Below are 26152 nucleotides of genomic sequence, written 5' to 3'. Positions count from 1 at the left end.
TTGGAATTTTTTACTATGTATCACGGCATCCCTCGTTGTCCAGATTGGGGGGTGCCGCTATGCCTATACAAGGGGGCGGCATTGACGTTATACCCGCCCTGAACGGAACCAAGCACAAGACAGGCCCATCATGTCAGACGAATTCATGCTCGACACAGACGATCTCGAACGCCGGATGGAGGGCGCGCTTTCGGCGCTTTCGACCGAGTTCGCGTCCTTGCGCACCGGGCGCGCCTCGGCCTCGATGCTTGAGCCGGTGATGGTCGATGCCTATGGCCAGAAAACGCCGATCAACCAAGTGGGCACCGTCAACGTGCCCGAGTCGCGGATGGTCACGGTCAATGTCTGGGACAAGAGTCTTGTGAACAAGGTTGAAAAGGCCATCCGTGAGAGCGGACTGGGCATCAACCCACAGCTTAACGGCACGATCATCATGCTGCCCATTCCCGAGTTGAACGAGGAGCGTCGCCGCGAATTGACCAAGGTCGCCTCGCAATATGCCGAAAATGCGCGCGTGGCCGTGCGCAATGTCCGTCGCGACGGCATGGATCAGATCAAGAAGGCCAAGAACGAGGGCATGTCCGAGGATGATCAGAAGTTCTGGGAAAATGCCGTTCAGGAGATGACCAACGAGCATATTGCCAAGGTCGATGAGGCGCTGGAAACGAAACAAGCGGAAATCATGCAGGTCTGATGCCCGAGGGTGACAAAACCACCGGATGCGAGGGCGCGCCGCGACATGTGGCCATTATCATGGATGGCAATGGACGTTGGGCGCAATCACGCGGACGGCCGCGCCTTTTTGGCCATCACGCGGGGGCCAAGCGGGTTCGCGAAATCGTCGAGACCTGCCCCGATCTGGGGGTGAAATACCTCACTGTTTTCGCGTTTTCCACGGAGAACTGGAAACGCACGCAGACCGAGGTGGCAGGGCTGATGAGCCTGTTTCGCCGCTATATCACCAAGGAGGCCCGCGCGCTTCGGGACGAGGGTGTGAGAGTGCGCTTCATCGGGGACCGTGTGCGCCTTGATGCCAAGCTGATCGCGCTCATGGACGAGCTTGAGCTTCTGACCCAAGAGAATACCCGTGTTCACCTGACCATCGCACTCAACTACGGGAGCCGGGACGAGGTAGCGCGCGCCATCAAGCGTATGGCGCAGGATGTGGCACGCGGTGACCTCAGCGCCGAGGATGTCGACGAAAGCACCTTGACCCGATATCTGGACACCCGCGTGCTGCCCGATCCCGACCTTGTGGTGCGCACAAGCGGTGAGGCGCGTATCTCGAACTTCCTGCTGTGGCAGTCGGCTTATGCGGAATATGAATTCATCGACACGCTCTGGCCCGATTTCACCGCCGACATCTTTGAGGGTCTGGTGCGTGATTACGCGCGGCGTGACCGCCGTTTCGGTGCGGTGAAGGCATGAGCGGAGAACCGAGGTGGTCCGATCTCTCGCCGCGTGTCACCACGGCGGCCCTCATGATCTTCGTCGCTGTGGGGGAAATCTGGGCTGGCGGCTGGCTTTTCGCGTTGGGGCTCTGGCTTCTGGCCGGGGTGATGACATGGGAGTTGGCGCGGATGCTGGCTCCGGCGGCGCGTGGCATGGCCATCACACTTGGCTGTCTCTCGGGGTTGATCATGGTTTTGGTCTGGTTCTTGCCGGGGATCGTGGCGCTGCCGTTGATGGGGGCGGCCGCAATCGTGGGGGCGGGGCGTTTTGCCCGGCACTCGGGTCTTTACCTGACTGGGGTCGCGGCGATTTTGCTCGCCTGTTACATCATAGAAGTGTTGCGCAATGACGGTGGCGTGGTGTGGCTACTCTGGGTGATCGCCATCGTGATCGTGTCGGATATCGGGGGATATTTCGCGGGCCGTATGCTGGGCGGTCCCAAGTTTTGGCTGGCGGTGAGCCCCAAGAAAACATGGTCGGGCACTATTGCGGGATGGATTGGCGCGGCGATCGTCGGCGTGGTCTTTGCCGGGCCTACCGAGACCGGTGGCTGGCTGATCGTTCTGTCGGTGCTGGTGTGTTTCGCGGGCCAGATGGGGGACATCGGTGAAAGCGCGATCAAGCGGCGGGTTGATGTCAAGGACAGCTCGGACCTCCTACCCGGTCATGGCGGCGTGCTTGACAGGTTCGACGCGATGATCGGAGCTGCCATCGCCGTTGGCCTGTTGGGGGTTCTGGGGCTCGTGCCGGGGCTGACATGAAGCGGATCACCATTCTGGGCGCAACGGGTTCAATCGGGCAGAGCACGATTGACCTGATTGTACGGCGGCCCGATCTCTATGAGGTTGACGCGTTGACCGGGGGGCGCAACATCGCGCTTCTTGCGCAGGACGCGGTGCGGCTTGGCGCGCGTTTGGCGGTGACGGCACATGACGACCTTTTGGAGGATCTTCGCGCCGCGCTGGCCGGATCGGGGGTCGAGGCCGCGGCGGGCAGCCGGGCGATCATCGAGGCGGGCGCGCGTGAGGTGGATTGGGTCATGTCGGCCATCGTTGGGGCCGCCGGGCTGGCTCCGGGGCTTGCTGCGGTGGAGCGGGGGGCGACACTTGCGCTGGCCAACAAGGAATCGCTGGTGACAGCCGGGCCGCTACTTCTTGACCGGGCTGCGGCTTCGGGGGCGACGATATTGCCGGTCGACAGTGAGCATTCAGCCATTTTTCAAGCGCTGCGCGGCGAGGATATGGCCAGCGTGGAGCGTGTGATCATCACCGCGAGCGGCGGTGCCTTTCGTGACCGGCCCATGGATGCGCTGCGGGATGTGACCGTCAAAGAGGCATCATCGCACCCCAATTGGGCCATGGGACAGCGGATCACCATCGATAGCGCGTCAATGTTCAACAAGGCGATGGAAGTCATCGAAACCAAAGAGTTTTTCGGCGTAGAGCCGGATCAGATAGAGGTTGTTATCCATCCCGAATCCATTGTTCACGCGTTGGTCGGGCACTGTGATGGCGGGCTTATGGCCCATCTTGGCCCGCCCGATATGCGCCATGCCATCGGCTATGCGCTAAGCTGGCCCGCGCGGGACGAGCTGCCGCTTGAGCGGCTTGATCTTGTCGCGCTCGGGGCGCTGACCTTCCGCGAGGCCGATCCGGCACGTTACAAGGCGCTGACGCTCGCCCGCGAGGTGATGGCTTCAGGCGGGCTCGCGGGGGCAGTTTTCAACGCCGCGAAAGAGCGGGCACTTGATCATTTCATCGCCGGGCACATCGGGTTTCTGGACATGAGCGACCTTGTCGAAGAGGTGATGACGCAGTCGCAGGGGCGAAACGACGTCGCGGACGCGGAGATCACGCTTGAAACCGTCACACATGCGGACCAAGTTACGCGGCAGGCGCTGGACGACATGATCCGCGCGCGGGCAGAGTAGGACAAAGTTTGGATTTAAGCGCATTCGTCTCGCAGTTCGGTAGTTTTCTCGGGGTCATGGCGGCGTTCGTGGTCGCGCTTTCGATCATCGTGGCGATCCATGAGTATGGGCATTACATCGTCGGGCGCTGGTGCGGGATCAAGGCGGATGTGTTTTCGCTGGGTTTTGGCAAGGTTCTTGCCTCGCGCATGGACCGGCACGGCACCCGCTGGCAGCTCGCGGCGCTTCCTTTCGGCGGCTATGTGAAGTTTCGCGGTGACGCCGATCCGGCAAGCGGCAAGGACGGCGAGGCGATGGAGGCCCTCAGCCCGGAAGAGTTTCGACAGACCATGCATGGCGCACCGCTTTGGGCGCGGGTTGCGACGGTGTCGGCCGGACCGCTGTTCAACTTTGCGCTGTCGATCCTGATCTTTGCCGCGGTCGGCCTCTACCAAGGCGCGCCGGTCTCGCCGCTGACCGTGGGCGAGATGAAACCGCTGCCCTATGAGGGGATCACCCTTGCGGAAGGGGACCGGATCGAGGCCATCGCCGGGATTGAGATGCCCCCCGAGGATGATGAGGAGGCCTTTGACGAGTTTCTGGACAGGCTCCCGCGCGACCGCGTGATGGACTATACCGTGACGCGGGACGGCCGCGAAATCGACGTCCGGGGCCCGCATCCTATTCCGCCGCTGGTCAGTCAGCTTGCTCCGAAATCCGCCGCCTATGACATCGATATGCGCTCCGGCGACGTGATCCTGTCGATCGAAGGTCAGGAGATTGGCGCTTTCGAGGATCTGCGCGAAGTGGTCGAATCCTCTGGCGGTCGGCCGCTTGAGCTGACGGTTTGGCGCGAGGGCGAGGTGTTGGATTTCGTTTTGGCACCAAGAAGCCGTGACGAACAGGCGCGCGAGGGCGGTTTTGAAACCAAGTGGCGCATCGGGATTGCGGGCGGCTTTGCCTTTGATCCCGCGACCGAGCCGCTTGGCCCGGTTGAGGCCGTTCTGGGCGGCGTGGAGCGCACCTATGCAGTGATCACGACCTCGCTTTCGGGCCTTTGGCACATGGTCACGGGCGCGATCAGCAGTTGCAACATGTCCGGACCAATCGGGATCGCGCAGGTCTCGGGCGCGATGGCCAGTCAGGGACCGGACAATTTCATCTGGTTCATCGCCGTGCTCTCGACGGCGGTGGGGCTTCTTAATCTCTTTCCCATTCCGGTGCTCGATGGCGGGCACCTGATGTTTTACGCCTATGAGGCAGTGCGCGGGAAACCGCCAAGTGAAAACGCCCTGCGGATCATGATGGGGATTGGTCTGACCCTCATTCTGAGTCTCATGGTGTTCGCGTTGTTGAACGATATCTTCTGCTGAGAAATGGCCCTGCTAAGCGCGCGCCGGCGTGGTGCGTGCCACAGGGCATTGCCACGAAAAAACCATATTTCAGCGATGCTTTGGCCATGTTGGCCTGTCATTCCTTGTGCAGACACGACTGCATGAGGGCATTATGCAAAGCTTTATTGGTGGATACCGCGGTCTCAGCGTTCTGGTCGATCTCAACCGGGATCGCCTGTTCTTTCTGTGTGCGATGGGTGGCGCCCTTTTTGCCGCCGCCTATATCGCCAACTGAGAGAGCCAGACCCGACCGGAATCACGCCGTGCGTGTCAACAGCCCGGATTGCCGGCAACTTCTTTCATTGCCGTTTTGACAACCCGTAACATACCCGCTAGTCAAAGTAACAAGTGGGATGTCTGACTGGATTGTTACTATGCAAGACGCTAGGGGGATGCGCCTGCCACGCATCGTTGCCATGGCCCGGAAAATAAGTTTTCCGGTGGTTCTGTTTTTGGCGCTGTTTGCCGTGTTCGCAGGGGCCTCGACACAAGAGGCCACAGCGCAGACCTACCGCTTCACCTCGGTGGATGTGGATGGCAACCAGCGGATCGAAACCGGCACTATCCTGACATATGCGGGAATCGCGCGCGGCGAGACCGTTTCGGCGGGTGAACTGAACGCCGCCTATCAACGGATCGTGGCCAGCGGGCTTTTCGAAAGCGTGACAATCGAGCCACGTGGAAATCTTCTCAGTATCACGGTCGAGGAATATCCGACAATCTCAAGGATCGCGTTCGAAGGTAACAAGCGCCTCAAGGACGAAGACCTTTCAGGCTTTATCGAGAGCAGCCCGCGACAGGTGTTCAATCCCGCCAAGGCAGAGCGCGACGCGCAGATCATCGTCGAAGCCTACAAGGAAAACGGGCGCGTGGCGGCGCGGGTCAATCCACGGATCATCCGCCGTAGCGACAACCGCGTGGACCTTGTGTTCGAGATTTTCGAAGGCAACAAGATCGAGGTTCAGAGGATCGGCTTTGTGGGCAACCGTGCCTATTCCGATCGTCGCCTGCGTCGCGTGGTCCAGAGCAAGCAGGCCGGTCTTCTGCGCGCCTTCATCGCCCGCGACACGTTCATCGAAGATCGACTTGAATTCGACAAGCAGGTGCTGCGGGATTTCTATGCCGCACGCGGCTATGTCGATTTCCGGGTAACCGGCGTGAATGCCGAACTGGCGCGCGAGCGTGACACGTATTTCATCACCTTCAACATCCAGGAAGGTCAGCAATTTCGCTTTGGTGAGATCACCACGATAAGCGAAATTCCCGAGGTTGACGCCGCCGAGTATCAAGCCGCGCTGAAGATCGGCGAAGGCGGAATATATTCGCCCACCAAGATCGAGAATTCGATTGCGCGGATGGAACGTCTCGGTGTGCGGCAGGGGGTCGATTTCCTGCGGGTTGAACCAAGAATTACCCGCAATGACCGCGATCTGACGCTGGACGTGGAGTTCGCGATTGTCCGCGGCCCCCGCGTGTTCGTTGAGAGAATTGACATTGAGGGCAACACCACCACGCTTGATCGCGTCATCCGGCGGCAGTTCGACACCGTCGAGGGCGACCCGTTCAATCCACGCGAAATCCGGCAGGCGGCGGAACGTATCCGCGCGCTTGGATATTTCGAGAATGCCGACGTGGACGCGCGCGAAGGATCGCGCCCGGATCAGGTGGTCATTGATGTTGATGTCGAGGAACAGCCGACTGGGTCGCTGAGTTTCGGGGCGTCCTTCTCGAGCAGCGCCGGTTTGGGCATTTCCGTCGGGCTGAGTGAACGCAACTTTCTTGGCCGTGGGCAGAGGCTCTCGGCGGGGGTGACTGCCGGCGCGGACAGCATTAATTACAATATCGACTTTGCCGAGCCTGCATTCCTTGGTCGCGATGTCGAGTTCGGGCTCAACTTCGGCTATATCGAGACCGATGACGATGATGCGCTTTACGATACAACCATTGGCACGTTTCGCCCGCGCCTGACCTTCCCCGTCAGCGAGAACGGCCGTCTTACCGTGCTCTACAGCGCGCGCTATTCGGACATGAATGACTATAACCCGCCGGCGGGCGGCGCCTCGGGAATCCTGACCCGCGAGACCAGCCTTGGTGGCCGTTTCGCAAGTGGGCTGGGATATGAATATACCTATGACACGCGGCGCACCGGGCTTAACCCCAATGCGGGCGTTCTGCTGTCATTCGGGCAAGAGTTTTATGGGCTTGGCGGCGATGTGGAGTACATCAAATCGAGCGCCCGGATTGTCGGCCAGACCCGTGTCTTGAACGAAGAGGTGACGCTTCGCGCGACCTTCGAAGGCGGGGCGCTGACCTTTATGGGCAGCGATCGCAGCCGCGCCGTTGACCGCTTCGGCGGCCAGATCATCCGCGGCTTCGAGCCGAACGGCATCGGTCCGACCGAGACCAACGGCACCAATGTGGAACATCTGGGCGGGGATTATTTCGCCGCGCTCAAACTCGACGCCGAATTCCCGCTGGGGCTGCCGGATGAGTATGGCTTGACGGGCGGGGCTTTTTACGATGTCGGCGCGATCTGGGATGTGAACACCGCCGGGGCGACCGGTGCGCTCGCATCGACGAATTTCGAGGCGCGCCACGTTGTGGGGCTGTCCCTGATCTGGCAATCGCCGTTTGGGCCACTTCGGTTCAACTGGTCCACGCCTATTGAGAAAGAGCCGACGGACCGGACCCAGAACTTCGACGTGTCCATTCAGACGGAATTCTGATCATGGGCCGGGCGGCGCGTCTGGCCCTTGCTCTGGCCCTTGGGCTTGGCGGTGTTATGAGCGCCGGGGTGACGGCTGCGCAGGATATCGGTGTGGTCCAGAGCAATATATTGGTCCTTGATACAGAACGTCTGTTCAACGAATCCCTTCCGGGTCAGCAGTTTCTAGAGCGGTATAGTGAACAACGTGAGGCGCTTATCGCCAAGAACCGCCGGGTCGAGGCCGAGCTTCGTGAAGAGGAGCAGGAACTCACCGAACAGCGCGCGACCCTGTCACCGGAGGCGTTTCGCGATCTTGCCGATGCCTTTGACGACAAGGTCCGCCGCATTCGCGAGGAGAGCGAACGCGCGTCGCGCGATCTTGAGCGATCCCGCGAGCAGGCTCCGTTCGTCTTGTTGCGACAGGCCGAAAGCGTGCTTTTCAACCTGATGCACGAGGCGGGGGGCGAAGTCATCCTTGATGCGCGGCAGGTTCTGGTGCGCTCGGACGCGGTCGACATCACCGATACCGCCATAGCGCGCGTGAACGAGGCCATGGCCGCCGCGGAAAAAGCGGAAAAAGCACAAAGTGCGGATGACGCCACCGAGGGCGCGACGGATAACACCGAGACCCCGACAGACGAGGCCACCGACGAGTGAGCCCGTCGCTTGCCCAAGGCCGGGCGAGTTGCTAAAGCCGGGGGAAGATGGGCGTGGGCGAAACCCCGCGCCGTGAATGGGGCCGGACACGCCCAACCGAGAGGAACAGCATGACCGACGCCCTGAAATCCGCAGATATCCAGATGATCAAGCGGTTGATTCCGCACCGCTATCCTTTCCTTCTTGTGGACAAGGTAGTCGCTATCGATGGCTATCGTTCGGCCTGCGGTATCAAGAATGTCACGATGAACGAGCCGCATTTTCAGGGCCATTTCCCCGACAATCCGATCATGCCCGGCGTCACGATCGTCGAGGCGATGGCGCAGAGCGCGGCGGTGATGGTGGGCATGGCGCTGGACATGCAGGACAAGAACCTCGCCGTGTATTTCATGGCCATCGACAAATGCAAATTCCGTCGCAAGGTGGTTCCGGGGGACATACTCGAGATGAAGATCGAGACGCTGCGCGGCAAGCCGGGGGGCAAGGTCTGGAAATTTTCCGGTATGGCCACGGTGAACGGCGAGATGGCCTGTGAGGTGGAGTTCACGGCCATGATGGATCTGGGCGGAACCGGGGCCTGAGATATGCGCGAAACGGTTATCCATCCAAGTGCCGTCGTCGAGGACGGGGCCGACATCGGACCGGGTTGCGAGATCGGGCCGTTTTGCCATGTGGGGCCGGATGTCCGACTGGGCGCGAACGTGACGCTTATGTCGCATGTGGTTGTGAAAGGGCAAACCACGATCGGTGAAGATTGCGTGATTTTTTCCTTCGCCTGTGTCGGGGAAATTCCACAAGACCTTAAATTCAAAGGGGAAAAGACGCGCCTTGAGATTGGCGCGCGCAATCGCATCCGTGAACATGTGACGATCAACACCGGCACCGAGGCCGGCGGCGGTGTGACCCGGATCGGCGACGATTGCCTCTTTATGGCGGGGTGCCACGTGGCCCATGACGTGATCATCGCGGACCGGGTGGTCATTGTGAACAACGCCGCGCTGGCAGGGCACTGCATCATCGAGGATGACGTGATCATCGGGGGCCTCTCGGGAGTGCATCAGTTCGTGCGGATCGGTCAGGGGGCCATCATCGGCGCGGTGACGATGGTGACGAATGACGTGATCCCTTACGGTCTTGTTCAGGCGCCGCGTGGGGTGTTGGACGGTCTTAACCTTGTGGGATTGAAACGGCGCGGCGTGGCGCGGTTTGACATCACCGCGCTGCGCGCGGCATTCCAGATGCTTGCACAAGGTGAGGGTGCGTTTCAGGACCGGGCCCGGCGCCTGGGTGAAGAGACCGAAAGCGAGTATGTGCGCCAGATCGTTGATTTCGTGACGGGCGCCAGTGACCGGTCCTTCCTGACACCGGGGGCGGACTGAGATGGCCGGGCGGCTTGCGATCATCGCCTGTGGTGGCGCGCTTCCGGTTCGGATCGCCGAATCGCACCCTGATGCGTTGATCTATACGTTGAAAGGCATTCCCAGTTCGTTAACCGAACGCGCCGAAGAACATCAGCTTGAGAAGATCGGCACATTGTTTGCGGCCATGAAGGAGGCTGGTGTGGCACGGCTTGTTTTTGCGGGGCACCTCACGCGCCCTGCGATCAATCCGGCGGATTGTGATGCCGAGATGCTCAGGCTGGCGCCACGGGTGATGCAGGCGCTTCCCAAAGGGGATGATGCGCTTCTGCGCGAAGTGATCGCGATCTTCGAAGAGCAAGGCTTTGACGTGATGGGCGCACACGAGCTGGTGGCGGACTTGGCCGCGGAAACAGACCTTTCGGCGGGTCCGGCGCCATCCGATGCCGAACTTGACGATGCCCGGCGCGCGATCGAGGTGCTGGCGCATTTGTCGCCGCTTGATATCGGGCAGGGCTGTGTCGTTGCGGGGGGGCAGTGCCTTGGGATCGAAACGGCGCAGGGCACTGATGCGATGTTGCGCTTTGTAGGTGAAACCCTGGATACGCTTCGGCGTGGGGAGCGGGGTGTTTATGTGAAGGCTGCGAAGCGCGATCAGGACCTTCGGGTCGATATGCCGGCCATCGGACCTGAAACCGTCGCGAAGGTGGCTGAGGCCGGTTTGGCCGGGCTCGTGGTGGAGGCTGGGCGGGTGATGATCCTGGATCGCAAATCCACAATGGAGGCCGTTGAAAAGGCAGGGATATTCCTTGTCTCGCGGTCCATGTGATGCGGGTTTTCCTGATCGCTGGCGAGGCGTCGGGAGACAGGCTTGGCGCGGCGCTGATGGCAGGGCTCAAGACGCTGAGCGGTGTGGAGTTCCACGGTGTTGGTGGCCCGCTGATGCAGGATGAAGGGCTTTCGAGCCTTTTCGATATGTCCGAGCTGAGCGTGATGGGCATCGTCGAGGTTTTGCCGAAATACAGACATCTCAAGCGTCGGATCGCCGAGACCGCCGAGGCCGTTCTGGAGACCCGCCCCGATGTTATGATCACCATTGACAGCCCTGATTTCTGTCTTCGTGTGGCAAAGCTCGTGAAGGCGAAAAGCGACATTAGAACAGTGCATTACGTGGCGCCATCAGTCTGGGCCTGGCGCGAGGGGCGGGCCGCGAAGATGGCGAAGGTGATTGATCACGTCCTGGCGATTCTGCCGTTCGAGCCGCCACTTATGCGGGCGCATGGGATGGCGTGCGATTTCGTCGGTCACCCGGTGGTGAGCGAACCGCAGGCGGGGGCCGAGGACGTTGCGGCATTTCGCGAGAAACATGGCCTGAGCGACGCGCCTGTGCTGTTGGTGCTCCCCGGATCGCGGCGTGGTGAGGTGGCGCGGCTGGCGCCGATCTTTGGCGAGGCGCTGCGCCCGGTTCTTGAGCGGTATCCTGACATGAAACTCGTGGTGCCGACCACTGCGAATGTCACCGAAACCCTGCGTGAGGCGGTCGGCAACTGGCCGCAAGCGCCGCTCATCCTTGACCCGGGCCGCATGAGCAATGCCGAGTACAAGATTGAAAAAGCAGCCGCTTTTGGCGTGGCGCAGGGTGCGCTCGCCGCGTCGGGCACAGTTTCTCTTGAGCTTGCGGCGGCGGACACGCCGATGGTCATCGCCTATGATGTCAACTGGCTTAGCCGACAGATCATCGCGGCGCTTCTCAAGGTGGATACACTCACGCTTGTGAACCTTGTGAGCGAGACGCGGGACGTGCCCGAATGTAACGGCAGGGAGTGCCGGGCCGACCGGATCGCGCCGGCGCTGCTGACCATGCTGGAGCATCCAGAAAGGCAGGCCCGTGCCATGCGCCTTACGATGGAGCGTTTGGGGCGGGGGGGCGAGGCGCCGGGCTTGCGCGCGGCGCGTGCGGTGATGGCAGGGCTTGGATCACGGACGTAACGGTGCCCGCCGCCGGGTGCCGTGCGGTATCAATGCGAAACGTGGTTAATTCCCTTTTTTACAAGGATTTTCTACGTCGGTATCCACGTCGGTAGTTACGTCGGTATCGCGTCGGTGTGTTGGCTTCTCGGACCTGTTGTTAACGGGGCGGGCGAAATGCGTCATGCGTGACGGCTCCAAGCCATCAGGCGGTGTCTTTGCGGCGACGAATTTGGGGCCGGGCCTAGATCTCCTCGCCCTTCTTGAGCAGATCGTCGATGAGCGCGCGTTGCAGCGCGCCACTGTCGCCACCGCCATATTGCAGCGCCCCGCCGGAGTAGAGCGTGCCATAGCTCTGGGCGAGGTTGACCACTTGCCCCAGACCGGAAATGAACTGATCCTTTTCCAGCGGTTTCAGCGGGTGGATGTAGGCCGACCAGAGAACATCCTTGGCGATGGCGTAGCGGGCATCGAGCGCGGTGTCGAAATTGGCCTGAAGGATGCGTTGCATCCTCTCGGGCGAGACCGTCTCCGCCTTGGCCACAGGGGTGACGGCGCGCATCCGGTCGGCCGTTTCGTCGGTGACGACAAGCACCTGTATCTCGTTTATGGTCAGTTGCCACATCGTGCCGTTCGACCGCAGGTCAGGATCAAGCGCGTGCAGGATGGTATCGAGCCGATCGAGCGTCATCGGCGGCTCGGGCTGCACGGTCTCGGGGGCGTCCAGCGTGTCCGGAGTGGTCTCTTGTGCCGCAAGGTGGAGCGGCAGAAGCGTCAGGCAGGCGAGAAGCAGGCGGCGGGGCATGGGAGCATCCTTTTATGGAGTGCGCCAAGCCTGCCATAGTGCTGATCGCCGCGCCACGGCGCTCCTCAAAACGTGAAGCGGCGTTAACGCGTGTAACCTTTCGCTGATGCCTCAGGTCAAAGGCGACCGGTTTTAGTCGCCGCGCCAGATCCAGCCGCCACCGAGGATCCGGCTCCCGCTGGTTTCGTAGAACACGCAGGCCTGCCCCGGAGACACCCCTTCTTCTGGGGTCAGAAGCTCAACCTCGGCGGTGGTGTCGGACAGTGGGCGGATGACCGCGTCGCGCGGGGGACGGGTTGAGCGGACCTTGACCGAGACATGCCATTCGGCCTGCGAGGTGAAGGGCGCATCGCCGAGCCAGTTGATCTCGCGCACCGGGATGGTGCGGGTGGCGAGCATGGATTTTGGCCCGACGATCACGGTTTTGGTGTCCACGTCGAGCTTGACCACATAAAGCGGCTCGTCCAGACCGCCGATCCCGAGGCCGCGGCGCTGACCCACTGTGTAGTGGATGACACCCTCATGAGTGCCCAGAACTCGGCCATCCGCATGCACGATCTCACCGGGGTCCACGGCGCCGGGGCGCAGCTTCTCGATCACCGAGGCGTAATTGCCGTCGGGGACAAAGCAGATGTCCTGACTGTCGGGCTTGTCGGCCACCCGCAGGCCATAGCGCGCGGCCAGTTCGCGGGTGGCGTCCTTGGAGGGCAGGTGGCCCAGCGGGAAGCGCAGGAAATCAAGCTGATCCGGGGTGGTCGAGAACAGGAAATAGCTTTGATCGCGGCCCGCGTCCGCGGCGCTGTGCAGTTCCGGGCCGTGTGCGCCCATCTTGCGCTGAATGTAGTGACCGGTGGCCATGCAATCGGCGTCAAGATCCTTGGCCGTTTCCAGCAGATCCTTGAACTTCACCCGTTCGTTGCAGCGGATGCAGGGCACCGGGGTGGCGCCGGCAAGATAGCTGTCGGCGAATTCGTCGATCACCGCGTCGCGGAAGATGTTTTCGTAATCCAGCACGTAGTGGGGAAAGCCCATGTCTTCGGCCACGCGGCGGGCATCGTGGATGTCAATTCCCGCACAACAGGCGCCTTTTTTGGCAAGGGCCGCGCCGTGATCATAAAGCTGAAGGGTGACGCCCACGACGTCATAACCCTCTTCGGCGAGTTGCGCGGCCACGACCGAGCTGTCGACGCCGCCAGACATGGCGACCACGACGCGCGTGTCGGCAGGGGCCTTGGGCAGGCCGAGCGAGTTCAGGCTTTGATCCAGTGGCATGGCGGCCTCCAGCGTGTGTGGTGATCACGCGGTATATAACCGTTTCACGCGCGAGTTAAACCATCCCGCTGTTCGCGCGGCCTTGGGTTACGCGCCGTCCGTCCGGTGGCGGGGACGTGGGCCGGTTGTGGGCGCGCTTTAGGAAAATCCTAGACACTCTTCTGTGTCGGTTTCAGCGGGTGTTAAGCGGTGCGCGTCAGATTGGACGCGCTGGTTTCGAGGAAAGCGTGATGTATCTGAAAAAAGTGGAAGGCCCGAGGGCCGTGACATTGCCGGACGGCACGATCCTGAGCCGGGCGGATCTACCAACGCAAGGAACGTGCAGATGGGTCGCGTCACGCAAACTCGCTGTGGTGCGTGGTGTGCTTTACGGGCTTCTGTCGCGGGACGATGCGTTAACGAAATATGATCTGAGCGAAGAGGAGTTCAGTGAATGGGTGCGCGCAGTCAGCCTGCATGGTGAAGAGGCGCTCAAGGCTACGGCCTTGAAACTGTACAGGAAAACAGATGGCAGTGGACAAGATGAATGACAACTAAAGGTTGTTTTCGTGAAATGTTCGCTTATGGTAACTTGTAGTTAACCAATTTTCGCCAGTGTCAGTTTCGATCAAGTCAATCGGAGAAATGATATGCGCGTGCTGCTGGTGGAAGACGATCCCACGACGTCCAAGAGCATTGAGTTGATGCTGACTCATGCAAATCTCAACGTTTATACGACCGACCTTGGCGAAGAAGGGCTCGATCTGGCCAGGCTTTATGACTACGACCTTATTCTTCTCGATCTGGGTCTGCCGGACATGACCGGACACGAGGTTCTTCGGCAGCTGCGCCTGGCGCGAATCGAAACGCCGATCCTGATCCTCAGTGGGGCGGACGACACCGAAAGCAAGATCAAGGGCTTTGGCTTTGGTGCTGATGATTACCTGACCAAACCGTTCCACCGCGATGAACTCGTGGCGCGCATCCATGCGATCATCCGCCGCTCGAAGGGGCATTCGCAATCGGTGATTCGGACGGGTGAGATCAACGTGAACCTTGACGCCAAGACCGTGGATGTGGGCGGCAAGACGGTGCATCTGACGGGCAAGGAATACCAGATGCTCGAACTGCTCAGCCTGCGCAAGGGCACGACCCTGACCAAGGAAATGTTTCTCAACCATCTCTATGGCGGCATGGATGAGCCCGAGCTCAAGATCATCGACGTGTTCATCTGCAAGCTGCGCAAGAAACTCAGCGAGGCGACGGGCGGTGTAAACCATATCGAGACGGTCTGGGGCCGGGGTTATGTCTTGCGGGATCCCGATCCATCGGAACTCGGTGGTGAAAGGCTTGCTATCGGGGCCTGACCGGTGGGCGCAGGCGGCGGCACACTGCTTTCGCGTCATCACTCATGGCTGGACCTTGGCGTGGACGCGGCCTAACACTCTGATCAGGCGGGTGGTCATCTGAGCCCGCAATATCAGGGGGATGGGCATGAGCGGCGGGATCGCGGTTGAGACGCTGAGCGAGGCAGAGGCGCGTACCGAGCTGGCGCGGCTCGCGAATGAGATCGCGCGGGCCAATACGGCCTATCACGGCGAGGACACACCCGAGATCAGCGACGCAGACTATGACGCGCTCAAGGCGCGCAACGCTGCGATCGAGGCGGCCTTTCCGCATCTCAAGCGCAGCGACAGCCCCAGCGAACAGGTGGGCGCATCCCCCTCCGAGGCGTTTTCCAAGGTCACGCATGAGCAACGCATGCTGAGCCTTGGCAATGCGTTCGACGCGGGCGAGGTGGCCGAATTTAACGCCCGTATCCGCCGCTATCTTGGCCTTGGGCCGGAGTCGCCACTGACCTACACCGCCGAACCCAAGATCGACGGGCTGAGCCTGAGCCTGCGTTATGAAAACGGACGGCTGACACAGGCCGCGACGCGTGGTGACGGACAGGTCGGCGAGAACGTGACCGCCAACGCGCGCACCATCGATGACATCCCAGAAGAGATATCCGACGCCCCCGCACTTCTGGAAGTTCGGGGCGAGGTTTACATGAGCCATGCCGATTTCGCGGCGCTGAACGTGCGGCAAACCGAGCGCGGGGCCAAGACCTTTGCCAATCCGCGCAATGCTGCCGCCGGATCTTTGCGGCAGTTGGACGCGACGATCACGCAGGCGCGCCCGCTCAGGTTCTTTGCCTATGCGTGGGGCGCGCTGTCGGAGCCGCTGGCCGAAACGCAGATGGGCGCGATCGACCGGCTGGAAGCGTTGGGCTTCGTGACCAACGACATGACGCGTCTTTGTGATGGACCGAAGGAGATGCTCGCGCATTACGAGACCATCGAGCAGGCACGGGCGACGCTGGGCTATGACATTGATGGCGTGGTCTACAAGGTGAACGATCTGGGCCTTCAGGCGCGGCTTGGATACCGCTCGACCACGCCACGCTGGGCTGTGGCGCACAAGTTTCCGGCTGAACTGGCTTGGACACGGCTTGAGGCGATCGACATTCAGGTGGGCCGCACCGGTGCGCTTAGCCCCGTGGCACGGCTTGCCCCGGTGACGGTGGGCGGGGTGGTCGTGTCGAACGCGACACTGCACAATGAGGATTACATCGCGGGCCGTGATAACAAAGGCATGGAAATCCGCGACGGCAAGGATATCCGCGTGGGCGACTGGGTGCAGGTTTATCGCGCGGGCGACGTGATCCCGAAGATCGCGGATGTGGACCTTGCGAAACGGCCCGAGGGGGCGGCGCCCTATGAGTTTCCGACCGTTTGCCCGGAATGCGGATCGGACGCGACACGCGAGGAGGGCGACGCGATACGCCGCTGCACCGGTGGCCTGATCTGTCCCGCGCAGGCGGTTGAGAAGCTGAAACATTTCGTCAGCCGCGCGGCGTTTGACATCGAGGGGTTGGGCGCAAAACAGGTGGAGATGTTCCATGCCGACGACATATTGCCGGTCAGGGAACCTGCGGACATCTTTACCCTGCGCGCCCGCGATGCGAAGAATGTCGCGAAGCTGGCCAAGCGCGACGGATGGGGCGAAACGAGTGCCGGGAACCTGTTTCAGGCCATCGAGGACAAGCGCGAGATCGAGATGTCGCGCCTCCTTTTTGCGTTGGGTATCCGCCATGTCGGTGAGATCGCGGCGCAGGACCTCGCACGGCATTATCAGAGTTGGGAGGCGTTGACGTTTGCGCTGGATACTGCGCGGCCCGCGGCGCTTGCGCGCCGTGCTGCGGACGAGGCGGCGGATGCCGAACGGCGCGCGGCCGCCGAAGACGGGCGTCGCGCCCGCGTCTCGGAGGCGCGCGCGCGCGCGTTTGCCGCGCGGGACGTCCCGGATGAGTCCGCCGCCGTGTGGGACGATCTGATTGCTGCCGACGGCATTGGCCCGGTCATGGCGTTGTCGCTGTCGGATGCCTTTGCCAACCCCGATGAGCGTGGCGCGATCGAACGGCTCGTGGCGGAGTTGCGCAGCATTTTACCCCCCGAGACGCGCGCCGATGACAGCCCCGTTGCGGGCAAGACGGTCGTCTTTACCGGCAGCCTTGAAAAGATGACCCGTGCCGAGGCCAAGGCGCGGGCCGAGAGCCTTGGGGCGAAAGTGTCGGGGAGCGTGAGCGCAAAGACCGATCTTCTGGTCGCCGGTCCGGGGGCCGGGTCGAAGGCTGTGAAGGCTGCGGAATTGGGTATCGAGACGATAGACGAGGACGGCTGGCTCAGTCTGATCGGAGACGCATGAGCACCCGGCCCGAGATCCTCTTTCCGCTTTTCGCGGATCTTGAGACGCTGCCCGGCGTGGGGCCGAAATCGGTTAAGGCGTTCGAGGCGCTGGGTGTGGGCCGCCCGCGCGACCTGTTGTTCACCTTGCCGCATACGGGCGTTGACAGGCGCAAGCGGGCGTCGGTTCAGGGGGCCGACCTTCCCGGTGTTGTCACGGTTGAGGTGACGGTGGGGCGGCACGTGCCGCCACAGGGGCGCGGCAGGCCCTATCGCATCATGGTCGAAGACGCGCAGGTGGCGTTCCAACTCGTTTTTTTTCACGCGCGTGACGATTACCTTGCGCGGATATTGCCCACCGGCGCGCGGCGCGTGGTCTCGGGGCGGGTCGAGCTTTTCGACGGGATCGCGCAGATGGTGCATCCCGAACATGTTCTGCCCCCGGAGGAGGCGGGCGACATCCCCGATTTTGAACCGGTCTATCCGCTGACACATGGGATCACCCAGAAGGTGATGACCAAGGCGGTGGCCGCGGCCCTGAGCCGAGCGCCCGATCTTTCGGAATGGATTGATCCGGGTCAGAAGGCAAAGGCCGGTTGGCCGGACTGGCACGCAGCGGTGTCGGCGGCCCATGCGCCCAAGGATTTGGCCGGGCTTGCCCCCGGGCATCCGGCGCGTGAACGGCTGGCCTATGATGAGTTTCTCGCCCATCAGTTGACCCTTGCACTGGCGCGGGCGCATCGCAGGCGGGGCAAGGGCCGGGCGAGTGCGGGGGATGGCCACCTGCGCAAGAGGGTTCTGGCGGCACTGCCCTATGCGCCGACCGGGGCGCAGGAACGCGCGATCGCGGGTATCGCCGCCGATATGGCCGCCGAGACCCGCATGAACCGATTGCTTCAGGGCGATGTGGGCGCGGGCAAGACCCTTGTCGCGTTCATAGCGCTTTTGATCGCGGTCGAGGCGGGGGGGCAGGGCGTGATGATGGCCCCGACCGAAATCCTCGCGCGGCAGCATATGGCGGGGCTTGCGCCGATGGCCGAGGCGGCGGGCGTCACCGTGGCACTTCTGACCGGGCGCGACAAAGGCCGGGCGCGTGAGGCCAAGCTCGCCGCGCTGGCGCGGGGCGAGATACAGGTTCTGGTGGGCACGCATGCCGTCTTTCAGAAAGATGTGGAGTTTGCCGATTTGCGGCTTGCCGTCGTGGACGAACAGCACAGGTTCGGTGTGCGCCAGCGACTTGAGCTGGGGCGCAAGGGGGCGCAGGCGGATGTTCTGGTAATGACGGCAACGCCCATTCCCCGCAGTCTCGCGCTCGCGCAGTACGGGGATATGGAGGTGAGCGTGCTGGACGAGAAACCGCCCGGTCGCAAGCCGATCAAGACCGCGCTGATCAACATGGGGCGCATGGACGAGGTGGTCGGGCATCTGCGCGGGGCCATCGCCGAGGGCCGACAGGCCTATTGGGTCTGTCCGCTGGTGGATGAGAGTGAAGTCAGCGATCTATCGAGCGCCGAAGAGCGGTTCCGGGCGTTGCGCGCAAGCCTTGGAGAGGGGCGTGTCGGGCTGGTTCACGGGCAGATGCCACCCGAGGAAAAGGATGCCGCGATGGCGCGCTTTCAGCGCGGTGAGACCGGGGTTCTGGTGGCCACGACGGTGATTGAAGTTGGGGTGGATGTGCCCAACGCCTCGATCATGGTGATTGAACGCGCCGAGAGCTTCGGCCTTGCGCAGCTTCATCAGTTGCGTGGGCGGGTCGGGCGCGGGGAGGCGCAATCCACCTGCCTGCTGATGTATCAATCACCCCTGTCCGAGGGCGGGCAACAACGGCTCGAGACGATGCGCGAGACCGAGGACGGGTTCCGCATCTCGGAGGTCGATCTTGAAATGCGGGGTGCGGGCGATGTGATCGGCACCGCACAATCGGGGGTGCCGCGGTTTCGTGTGGCCGATCTTGAGACGCAGACCGCGTTGATGGCGGTGGCGCAAAGCGATGCGCGCAAGCTTTTGTCTGACGATGCGGAATTGACCTCGGAGCGGGGGCGCGCGGCGCGAATTCTACTGTGGCTGATGGAACAGGATCAGGCGATCCGCCTGATCAAGGTTGGCTGAGCGCGTCAAAAAATATTAATTTACATCAACAGCTTGGCAATTTTTGTTCCAAAAAGTTCACGAATGTTCTTATAAAGTTCTTTACAGTTGACGCCAAAAGTGAGAACAAAGGGGCAACACAAGACGAAACGGAGTGACCCGATGATTGCCCAGATCAAAGCTACCGCCGCCCGGTCCGACAGCCTTCTGAGTGATGCGATCGGCGGTGCCGCCCTTGTCGTCATGTTGATCGGAGGGCTTTATTTGCCCGGCCTATTCTAGTTTCTGCCTGCGATATTCCGTGCCCGGACGCCCGCATCTCCTGTCCCCAACTTTTCTGATGCGCTGCGACTGACACTGCCTGTTTTTCAAGGTCTTGGCGGGTATGCCTCTGTCCCCCGCCGCGATCCGGGGCCCACGGGTTCGCAATTGACTGCCGCCGCCATGCCTTTGCATGTGCGGCGGTTTTTTATGTGGTGGCTTGGGGTTCCGGGGGCTGAAGACTACGTTTCAGACAACATGCAGCACGCGGAGGGGCAGGATGCACGATCACGGACATGAGCACGAGCACCGGCCCGGGGGTCACGATCACATCCCGAAAAACGAGCGGGCCATCGCGATCGCCGCGGGTCTGACCGGGGCCTTCATGTTGGCCGAAGTGGTTGGCGGTGTGATTTCGGGGTCTCTCGCGTTGTTGGCGGATGCGGGGCATATGCTTACCGATTTCGCCTCGCTCATGCTGGCATGGTTCGCCTTTCGGCTGGCGCGGCGTCCGGCGGACTGGAAGCGCACCTACGGATATGACCGGTTTTCCGTGCTTGCGGCCTTTGTCAACGGACTCACGCTTTTTGTCATCGCGGGCTGGATCTTCTGGGAGGCGATTCAGCGTCTTCTCGACCCGGTCGAGGTTCTGGGTGGTCTGATGCTGTGGGTCGCTCTGATCGGATTGCTGGTGAATATCGCCGCTTTTTACGTGCTGACGCGTGGAGAGAGCGAGAACCTGAATGTGCGCGCCGCCGCGCTGCATGTCGCGGGCGATCTTCTCGGCTCGGTCGCGGCGCTGGCGGCGTCGCTGATCATCATCTGGACAGGTTGGATGCCGATCGACCCGATCCTGTCGGTGCTGGTGGCTGCGATCATCCTGAGAAGTGCCTGGGCCGTTGTTCGCGAGAGTGGGCATATCCTTCTGGAAGGGGCCCCGCGGGAGTTCGACCGGCGAGAGGTGGTGCAGACGCTTGGCGAGGAGGTGGAAGGGGTGACCGAGGTGAGCCATGTGCATGCGTGGCAGGTGACGCAGGAGCGGCCCATGGCCACCCTCGAAGTGGTGGCCGAGGCGGGCAGCGACAAAGACGCCGTGCGCCGCGAGGTGAAGCGGCTCCTGAAAGAGCGGTTCGGGATGGATCACGCGACTGTGGAAGTGCGGTAGCACGCCTTGGCCCGCCGATCAGGCGGATTCGGTCACTTTCTCAAGTGCCTCGAGCGAGGCTTCGAGGGAGAGCATGATAGAGGCGTGGCGGTTCTTGTAATCGGCGGCGGGGCGAAGCACTTCGAGCCCGTCAAAGGGGGCAGGCGGTGTTGGTCCGTTTTCCTTGAGCATGGCGAGAAGCCCGTCGCGGGCCGCGCGGACCTCATCAAGGGTGCAGCCGACGATATTGCCGCCAACGACGCTGGCCGCTGCCTGCCCGAGGGCGCAGGCTCTCACATCCTGGGCATAGTCGGTGATGCGGTCATCCTCGGCCACGATATCGACCGTGATGGTCGAGCCGCAAAGCGGCGAACGGCGTTTGACGGTGGCGCAGGGGGCGTCCAGACGGCCCAACCTCGGCATGTCGGCGGCCAGCTCCAATATCCGGGCCGAGTAAAGCTTGATCAGATCGGTTTCGCCGCTCATGGCTTTTCCTTCGTGTCACTGTCCCTTAGATAGAGCGGCACGCCGGACATGGAAAGGGCTGCGCATGACATTCGATCCCAAAACCTTGAGCTATGACGCGGCGGGGCTTGTCCCCGCGATCGCGCAGGACGCGGACACCGGCGAGGTTCTGATGATGGCGTGGATGAACGCCGAGGCGGTGGCGCGCACGCTTGAGACAGGGCGCGTGACCTATTGGAGCCGGTCCCGGGCAGATTTCTGGGTCAAGGGTGAAACGAGCGGCCATGTTCAGGACCTGATCGAGATGCGCGTGGATTGTGACCGCGATTGCCTATTGCTTTTGATCCGACAGACCGGCCCCGCATGTCACACAAACCGGAGAAGCTGTTTCTATCGTGCGGTGCGCGATGGTGACGAAACCGAGATCATGGCGCCGATGGTATAGCGGGGCGGGATCGCTCCCTCAGCCGCGGGGGTATTTGCGGCAAGAAGACGGTCTGTATGGCTTGGCTATTCATGAAAAACCCCGCCGGATGAGGGCGGGGTTTTTGCTGTCATGCTGTCGCGGTCAGGCGCGGCGGCGGCGTCCGCCGGTGCGGCCTGCGCGGCCACGGCCTTCCTCGCCGGCCTTCGGGGGCGCCTTGTTGAACTTGATCCAGTTGGCACCGTGCGGGTCGTTGTTGGTCAGGAAGTTGGCCGCGAGGATCGCTTCCATTTCCTTGCCTGCGCGGGGCTTCGTGCTTCCCAGGCCGAAAAGCTGACAGAAGGTTTCGTCGTCCATGTCAGCGGGCAATTCGATGCCGGTGGCGGCGACTTCGGCTTTCTTGGCCTCGATATCGGCCTGTTTCACAGGCAGGGCCACGGGGTTCATGATCGCCGAGGTCATGCCGGCGCCCATCGCCATCGGCAGAAACGCGTTGTTGATTCCGTGCCGGTTGGGCAGGCCGAACGAGATGTTGGAAGCGCCACATGTGGTGTTGACGCCCAGTTCCTCGCGCAGTTTGCGCACGAGGGTAAAGACCTGTTGACCGGCGGTGCCCATGGCGCCGATGGGCATCACCAGCGGATCAACGACGATATCATGGGCCGGGATGCCGAAATCCGCCGCGCGTTCGACGATCTTGCGAGCGACTTCGAAGCGCACGTCGGGATCTTCGGAAATGCCGGTGTCGTCATTCGAGATGGCCACCACCGGAACGTTATACTTCTTGACCAGCGGCAGAACGAATTCGAGGCGGTCTTCTTCGCCTGTGACCGAGTTGAGCAGCGGGCGGCCTTCGCAGGCCTGAAGCCCCGCTTCGAGGGCTGCGGGGACCGAGCTGTCGATGCAAAGCGGCACATCGACGAGGCCCTGAACAAGCTCGACGATTTGTGTCATGAGCGGCGGCTCGGTCTCGTTCGGGTTGGGGTTCGAATTGTAGACAACGCCCGCATTGATATCGAGCACCGTGGCACCTGCCGCGACCTGCGCGATGGCGTCTGCTTCGACGGTCGAGAAATCGCCCGCCTCAAGCTCGGCGGCGAGCTTCTTGCGGCCCGTGGGGTTGATACGCTCACCGATCACGCAGAACGGTTGATCAAAGCCGATGATGGCGGTTTTGGTTTTGCTCTCGACAACGGTGCGAGTCATGAATTCGTCCTTCAGGCGGGGTTTGCGGGCCGGGTGGATGCGCCACCGTGTTCGATAGCCCAGTTTGCGTTCGACTTGATCCCGCCGAGCGGGAAGAAGTGCACATTGGTGATGTTGAAATCGGGGTTCGCGGCCTTGTGCGCCGCAAGCTCGGCGATCACGTCGTTCGGCTCGTAGGGGAGCAGCAGCTTGGACACGTCCATCGCGCGCTTTTGCAGCACTTTGAGCGAGGGTCCGACGCCACAGGCGATGGCGAACTTGATCAGGGTCTGAAGCTTGGCCGGGCCGGCGATGCCGATATGGATGGGAAGGTCGATCCCCGCTTCCTTGAGGCTGTCGGCCCATGCGATGATGGGTTTCGCGTCGAAGGCGAACTGGGTGGCAATCGCCATTTTGGCGTCGGTGCGCTCGGAGAAATCCTGTTTCCACTTGAGCGCGGCGCTGACATTGGTGATCGAGCCGTCGGGATCGATATCCTTGTTGCCCTCGGGGTGACCGGCGACGTGCAGGCGTTTGAAGCCCGCCTTGTCGAATTCACCCGATTCCAGCAGACCGATGGCACTGTCGTAATCGCCGTGGGGCGTCACGACGCCGCCAGCAAGGACGAGCGCCTGATCGACACCCGCCTCACCCTGATAGCGGGCGATCCAATCGGCCAGCGTGGCACGATCCTTGATGATGCGCGCCGGAAAATGCGGCATGACCGGATAGCCTTCGTTGGCGATGCGCTTGGCGGTGGCGACCATCTCGTCGATGGGCGTGCCCTCGATATGGGCAATATAGACGCGGGTGCCCTCGGGCAGGAGCGTGCGGAAATCCTCGACCTTCTCGGCGGTGCGCGGCATCACCTCGATCGAATAATCCTTGAGCAACGCCTCGACCTGACCGTTCACGGGTGTTGCGCCGGGTTTTTCACGCTTCTTGAAGTTCAACAGAGCCATCGCGGCCTCCCATATCGATGCAGGCGTCATGCCCAGCCATCATTCGCGATCAGTTGCTTGATGCGCGCCTGATCATATTCTGCGTCCAGCCGAGCCGCTTCGGCCTCGACTATTTCGGCGGGGTCACCTTCGACGGTGAAGGGTGCGGCCTTGCGCCATTCGGCGAGATAGGCATCTGTATCCTCGGCGCCCACTTTCATCGCGGCCCTGTCGATGGCCTGCTCGAACCGTTCGGGCAGCTGCTTTTTCGCGCCGCGGCGTCCCTTGCCCACGATGACTTGGGCAGGGATATCGCGCCAGTATACAATTGTCACGTCCGCCATGGATGATTCCCCTGAAATGATGGCCCTGTCTAATGCAGCACCGCCGCGCCGCGACGTCATTTTTCGACACCATAGCGCGATACAGCGACGTTGCCGGACCATGCGTCATGCAAGTTGAAAAATCCACCCGGGGCCACCCCAGAAATCCTCATGAAGAAGATGAGAGCCGTCGCAGAGCTTGCGCCTGAGCGGTGAAACACCTACCTTTAAGGCAACTCGAAATGGAGGGCGTGATAGATGGCGCCCAAGCGTCCCACTGGTGCGGGCGCACTCCCGAAGCCGGTTGAGAGCGCCGCGCCTATCAAAGCCCGTCCCGGCCCGCTTTATGCGGCGCTGGATCTGGGCACGAACAGTTGCAGGATGCTGATTGCCGAACCGCAGGGCAATCAGTTTCGCGTCGTGGACAGTTTTTCCAAATCGGTGCAGTTGGGTGCAGGGCTCGAGCGTTCGGGGCGCCTGTCGCGCGGGTCGATCGTGCGGACCATTCAGGCCCTGCGCGTCTGTCAGCAGAAGCTCAAACGGCACAAGGTTCGCAAGATGCGCCTTGTCGCGACCGAGGCCTGCCGAAGGGCCGAGAACGGCGAGCAGTTTCTCAAACGTGTCATGCGCGAGACCGGGCTGCGCCTTGAGATCATCCGACCGCAGGAAGAGGCGCAACTGGCGGTGGTGTCTTGTGCCCCGTTGGTGAGCCGCAAGACCGATCAGCTTTTGGTGGTGGATATCGGTGGCGGCTCGACCGAGCTTGTCTGGATCGACCTGACCGAGGTGGCGCCGGCCGAGCGGGTGCGCTCGATCATGCGTTTATGCACCGGCTTCGATGGTCCTTGTGACGATGGGCCGCGCGCGCGGGTCGTGGACTGGATCAGTGTGCCGCTTGGTGTCGCGACACTCAGGGATCAGTTCCGCGATGTCGAGGACGACGCCGCGCGCTTTGCGCTCATGAGTTGGTTTTTCGAGGAAAACCTTGCGGAATTCGCACCCTACAAGGAAGAGCAGGCGCGTGAGGGGTTTCAGATCGTGGGCACCAGCGGCACGGTCACAACGGTGGCGGCAAGCCATCTGGGCCTGCGTCGCTATGACCGCAACCGGGTGGACGGTCTGCGCATGACCAGCGATGAAATCGACCGGGTGATCCGCACCTATCTTGAACTGGGGCCCGAGGGGCGGCGCAAGGACCCGCGCATCGGGCTTGATCGGCAGGCGCTGATCATGTCGGGCGCTGCGATCCTTCAGGCGCTGCTCCGCTGCTGGCCGACCGACAGGCTTTCGGTGGCCGACCGGGGCTTGCGCGAAGGGATGCTTTACGCGCAGATGGCCGCCGACGGGGTGCTTGACGAAGGGACGATCTGATGACCAAGGGACCGGACGGCAAGAACACATCGGGGCGTGGTCAGCGCGATCTGACCGTGAAGGTCAAAACGGCGCGCGGACGGCGCAATTCCTCGACCCGGTGGCTACAGCGGCAGCTCAACGATCCATATGTGAAACGCGCGCAGGCCGAGGGCTATCGCGGTCGCGCGGCGTTCAAGATCATGGAGCTGGATGACAGGTATCGCTTTCTCGTGCCGGGGGCGCGGGTGGTCGATCTGGGATGCGCGCCGGGCGGCTGGTGTCAGGTCGCGGTGCCGCGGGTGAACGCCTTGGGCGAAAAAAGCGGCAAGGCGCAGGGGCGTATCATCGGTGTGGACATTCAGGAGGTCGAGCCGCTTGCAGGGGTCGAATTTCATCAGTTGGATTTCATGGACGAGGGTGCCGACGATCAGATCAAGGAATGGCTGGAGGGCACGGCCGACGTGGTGATGTCCGACATGGCCGCGTCAAGCTCGGGGCACAAACAGACCGACCATCTGCGCATCATGGCCTTGTGCGAGGCTGCGGCCTATCTGGCGTTCGACGTGCTGGAAGAGGGTGGCACGTTCGTGTCGAAGGTGCTGGCTGGCGGAGCCGAAGGGGAATTGCAGAAGCTTCTGAAGCAGAGGTTTGCGAAGGTGGCGAATGTCAAACCTCCGGCCTCGCGCCCGGACAGTTCGGAGAAATTCGTGGTGGCAACGGGCTTTCGCGGTTGATCAGC

At 62.0% G+C, this 26152-nt stretch carries 26 protein-coding genes; 20 read left to right on the top strand and 6 right to left on the bottom strand.

From position 1 onward, the window contains the following. Nucleotides 1-130: 130 nt before the first annotated feature. The 12 genes from frr (at nt 131) to lpxB (ending at nt 11466) form a co-directional block, all read left to right on the top strand. Nucleotides 131-694 (top strand): ribosome recycling factor, encoded by a 564-nt coding sequence (gene frr, locus V8359_RS04965; RefSeq protein ID WP_336427609.1) that lies wholly within the window; start codon nt 131-133, stop codon nt 692-694. Further along, on the top strand, nt 694-1428 hold the full coding sequence (locus tag V8359_RS04960; RefSeq protein WP_336427608.1) for an isoprenyl transferase: 735 nt from the start codon (nt 694-696) through the stop codon (nt 1426-1428). Before frr ends, V8359_RS04960 begins: the two co-directional genes overlap by 1 nt. Next, on the top strand, nt 1425-2213 hold the full coding sequence (locus V8359_RS04955) for a phosphatidate cytidylyltransferase (protein WP_336427607.1): 789 nt from the start codon (nt 1425-1427) through the stop codon (nt 2211-2213). The genes V8359_RS04960 and V8359_RS04955 overlap by 4 nt, the downstream gene beginning before the upstream one ends. Beyond that, complete coding sequence (gene dxr, locus V8359_RS04950; RefSeq protein ID WP_336427606.1) at nt 2210-3382, top strand: 1-deoxy-D-xylulose-5-phosphate reductoisomerase; 1173 nt, start codon at nt 2210-2212, stop codon at nt 3380-3382. Before V8359_RS04955 ends, dxr begins: the two co-directional genes overlap by 4 nt. 8 nt (nt 3383-3390) lie before the next feature. After that, entirely contained in the window at nt 3391-4734 is a 1344-nt protein-coding gene (rseP, locus tag V8359_RS04945) for an RIP metalloprotease RseP (RefSeq protein WP_336427604.1), read from the top strand. A 133-nt stretch (nt 4735-4867) separates the two neighbouring features. Then, nucleotides 4868-4990 (top strand): hypothetical protein, encoded by a 123-nt coding sequence (locus V8359_RS04940; protein WP_336427603.1) that lies wholly within the window; start codon nt 4868-4870, stop codon nt 4988-4990. A 181-nt stretch (nt 4991-5171) separates the two neighbouring features. Further along, entirely contained in the window at nt 5172-7481 is a 2310-nt protein-coding gene (gene bamA, locus V8359_RS04935; RefSeq protein ID WP_442970328.1) for an outer membrane protein assembly factor BamA, read from the top strand. 2 nt (nt 7482-7483) lie between these two features. Then, a complete protein-coding gene (locus V8359_RS04930; RefSeq protein ID WP_336427601.1) occupies nt 7484-8119 on the top strand; it encodes an OmpH family outer membrane protein in 636 nt (211 codons plus the stop codon). 110 nt (nt 8120-8229) lie between these two features. Beyond that, nucleotides 8230-8700, top strand: a complete 471-nt coding sequence (gene fabZ, locus V8359_RS04925; protein WP_336427599.1) for a 3-hydroxyacyl-ACP dehydratase FabZ — start codon at nt 8230-8232, stop codon at nt 8698-8700. A gap of 3 nt (nt 8701-8703) precedes the next feature. Further along, entirely contained in the window at nt 8704-9498 is a 795-nt protein-coding gene (lpxA, locus tag V8359_RS04920; protein ID WP_336427598.1) for an acyl-ACP--UDP-N-acetylglucosamine O-acyltransferase, read from the top strand. Between the two features lies 1 nt (nt 9499). Beyond that, the gene (locus V8359_RS04915) at nt 9500-10306 is read left to right on the top strand and encodes an LpxI family protein (protein ID WP_336427597.1); all 807 of its coding nucleotides are present in this window, start codon (nt 9500-9502) and stop codon (nt 10304-10306) included. Next, nucleotides 10306-11466: a lipid-A-disaccharide synthase gene (gene lpxB / locus V8359_RS04910; protein ID WP_336427596.1), complete on the top strand. Its 1161-nt coding sequence runs from the start codon at nt 10306-10308 to the stop codon at nt 11464-11466. The genes V8359_RS04915 and lpxB overlap by 1 nt, the downstream gene beginning before the upstream one ends. Nucleotides 11467-11689: 223 nt before the next feature. Here the strand turns inward: lpxB and V8359_RS04905 are convergent, their stop codons facing one another. Together V8359_RS04905 and mnmA are read right to left on the bottom strand one after the other, a co-directional pair. Then, the gene (locus tag V8359_RS04905) at nt 11690-12250 is read right to left on the bottom strand and encodes a type III secretion system chaperone (RefSeq protein WP_336427595.1); all 561 of its coding nucleotides are present in this window, start codon (nt 12248-12250) and stop codon (nt 11690-11692) included. Between the two features lie 132 nt (nt 12251-12382). Beyond that, complete coding sequence (gene mnmA / locus V8359_RS04900; protein ID WP_336427594.1) at nt 12383-13522, bottom strand: tRNA 2-thiouridine(34) synthase MnmA; 1140 nt, start codon at nt 13520-13522, stop codon at nt 12383-12385. Nucleotides 13523-13752: 230 nt separating this feature from the next. On the opposite strand from mnmA, the gene sciP reads away from it, so the two are divergent. The 5 genes from sciP to V8359_RS04875 all read left to right on the top strand — a co-directional run bounded on the left by sciP (nt 13753) and on the right by V8359_RS04875 (nt 20743). Further along, nucleotides 13753-14052 (top strand): CtrA inhibitor SciP, encoded by a 300-nt coding sequence (gene sciP / locus V8359_RS04895; protein ID WP_336427593.1) that lies wholly within the window; start codon nt 13753-13755, stop codon nt 14050-14052. 99 nt (nt 14053-14151) lie between these two features. Further along, nucleotides 14152-14868, top strand: coding sequence for a response regulator transcription factor CtrA (gene ctrA, locus V8359_RS04890; protein WP_336427592.1), 717 nt, complete (start codon nt 14152-14154; stop codon nt 14866-14868). Between the two features lie 127 nt (nt 14869-14995). After that, nucleotides 14996-17251, top strand: a complete 2256-nt coding sequence (gene ligA, locus V8359_RS04885) for an NAD-dependent DNA ligase LigA (RefSeq protein ID WP_336427591.1) — start codon at nt 14996-14998, stop codon at nt 17249-17251. Continuing rightward, entirely contained in the window at nt 17248-19338 is a 2091-nt protein-coding gene (recG, locus tag V8359_RS04880; RefSeq protein WP_336427590.1) for an ATP-dependent DNA helicase RecG, read from the top strand. The genes ligA and recG overlap by 4 nt, the downstream gene beginning before the upstream one ends. 520 nt (nt 19339-19858) lie before the next feature. Continuing rightward, complete coding sequence (locus tag V8359_RS04875) at nt 19859-20743, top strand: cation diffusion facilitator family transporter (protein ID WP_336427589.1); 885 nt, start codon at nt 19859-19861, stop codon at nt 20741-20743. Nucleotides 20744-20761: 18 nt separating this feature from the next. On the opposite strand, the gene V8359_RS04870 is transcribed toward V8359_RS04875, so the two are convergent. Continuing rightward, nucleotides 20762-21208, bottom strand: coding sequence for an iron-sulfur cluster assembly scaffold protein (locus V8359_RS04870; RefSeq protein WP_336427588.1), 447 nt, complete (start codon nt 21206-21208; stop codon nt 20762-20764). A 64-nt stretch (nt 21209-21272) separates the two neighbouring features. On the opposite strand from V8359_RS04870, the gene hisI reads away from it, so the two are divergent. Then, entirely contained in the window at nt 21273-21632 is a 360-nt protein-coding gene (gene hisI, locus V8359_RS04865) for a phosphoribosyl-AMP cyclohydrolase (protein WP_336427587.1), read from the top strand. A 123-nt stretch (nt 21633-21755) separates the two neighbouring features. Here the strand turns inward: hisI and V8359_RS04860 are convergent, their stop codons facing one another. Genes V8359_RS04860 through V8359_RS04850 form a run of 3 tightly spaced genes read right to left on the bottom strand, consistent with a single transcriptional unit; the run spans nt 21756 to nt 24081 of the window. Next, nucleotides 21756-22817 carry a methyltetrahydrofolate cobalamin methyltransferase gene (locus V8359_RS04860; protein WP_336427586.1) on the bottom strand — a complete coding sequence of 354 codons (1062 nt, stop codon included), beginning with the start codon at nt 22815-22817 and terminating at the stop codon, nt 21756-21758. An 11-nt stretch (nt 22818-22828) separates the two neighbouring features. After that, nucleotides 22829-23758, bottom strand: a complete 930-nt coding sequence (locus V8359_RS04855; protein ID WP_336427585.1) for a methylenetetrahydrofolate reductase — start codon at nt 23756-23758, stop codon at nt 22829-22831. 26 nt (nt 23759-23784) lie between these two features. Next, a complete protein-coding gene (locus tag V8359_RS04850) occupies nt 23785-24081 on the bottom strand; it encodes a virulence factor (RefSeq protein ID WP_336427584.1) in 297 nt (98 codons plus the stop codon). A gap of 237 nt (nt 24082-24318) precedes the next feature. On the opposite strand from V8359_RS04850, the gene V8359_RS04845 reads away from it, so the two are divergent. After that, the gene (locus tag V8359_RS04845) at nt 24319-25431 is read left to right on the top strand and encodes a Ppx/GppA phosphatase family protein (RefSeq protein ID WP_336427583.1); all 1113 of its coding nucleotides are present in this window, start codon (nt 24319-24321) and stop codon (nt 25429-25431) included. Beyond that, entirely contained in the window at nt 25431-26147 is a 717-nt protein-coding gene (locus V8359_RS04840; protein ID WP_336427582.1) for an RlmE family RNA methyltransferase, read from the top strand. Before V8359_RS04845 ends, V8359_RS04840 begins: the two co-directional genes overlap by 1 nt. Nucleotides 26148-26152: the final 5 nt, after the last annotated feature.

It is taken from the genome of Roseovarius sp. E0-M6 (genome assembly GCF_037083845.1).
Taxonomy (GTDB): Bacteria; Pseudomonadota; Alphaproteobacteria; order Rhodobacterales; family Rhodobacteraceae; genus Roseovarius.
Note: the sequence above shows the minus strand (reverse complement) of the source record. Positions and strands in the feature narration are given on the sequence as shown.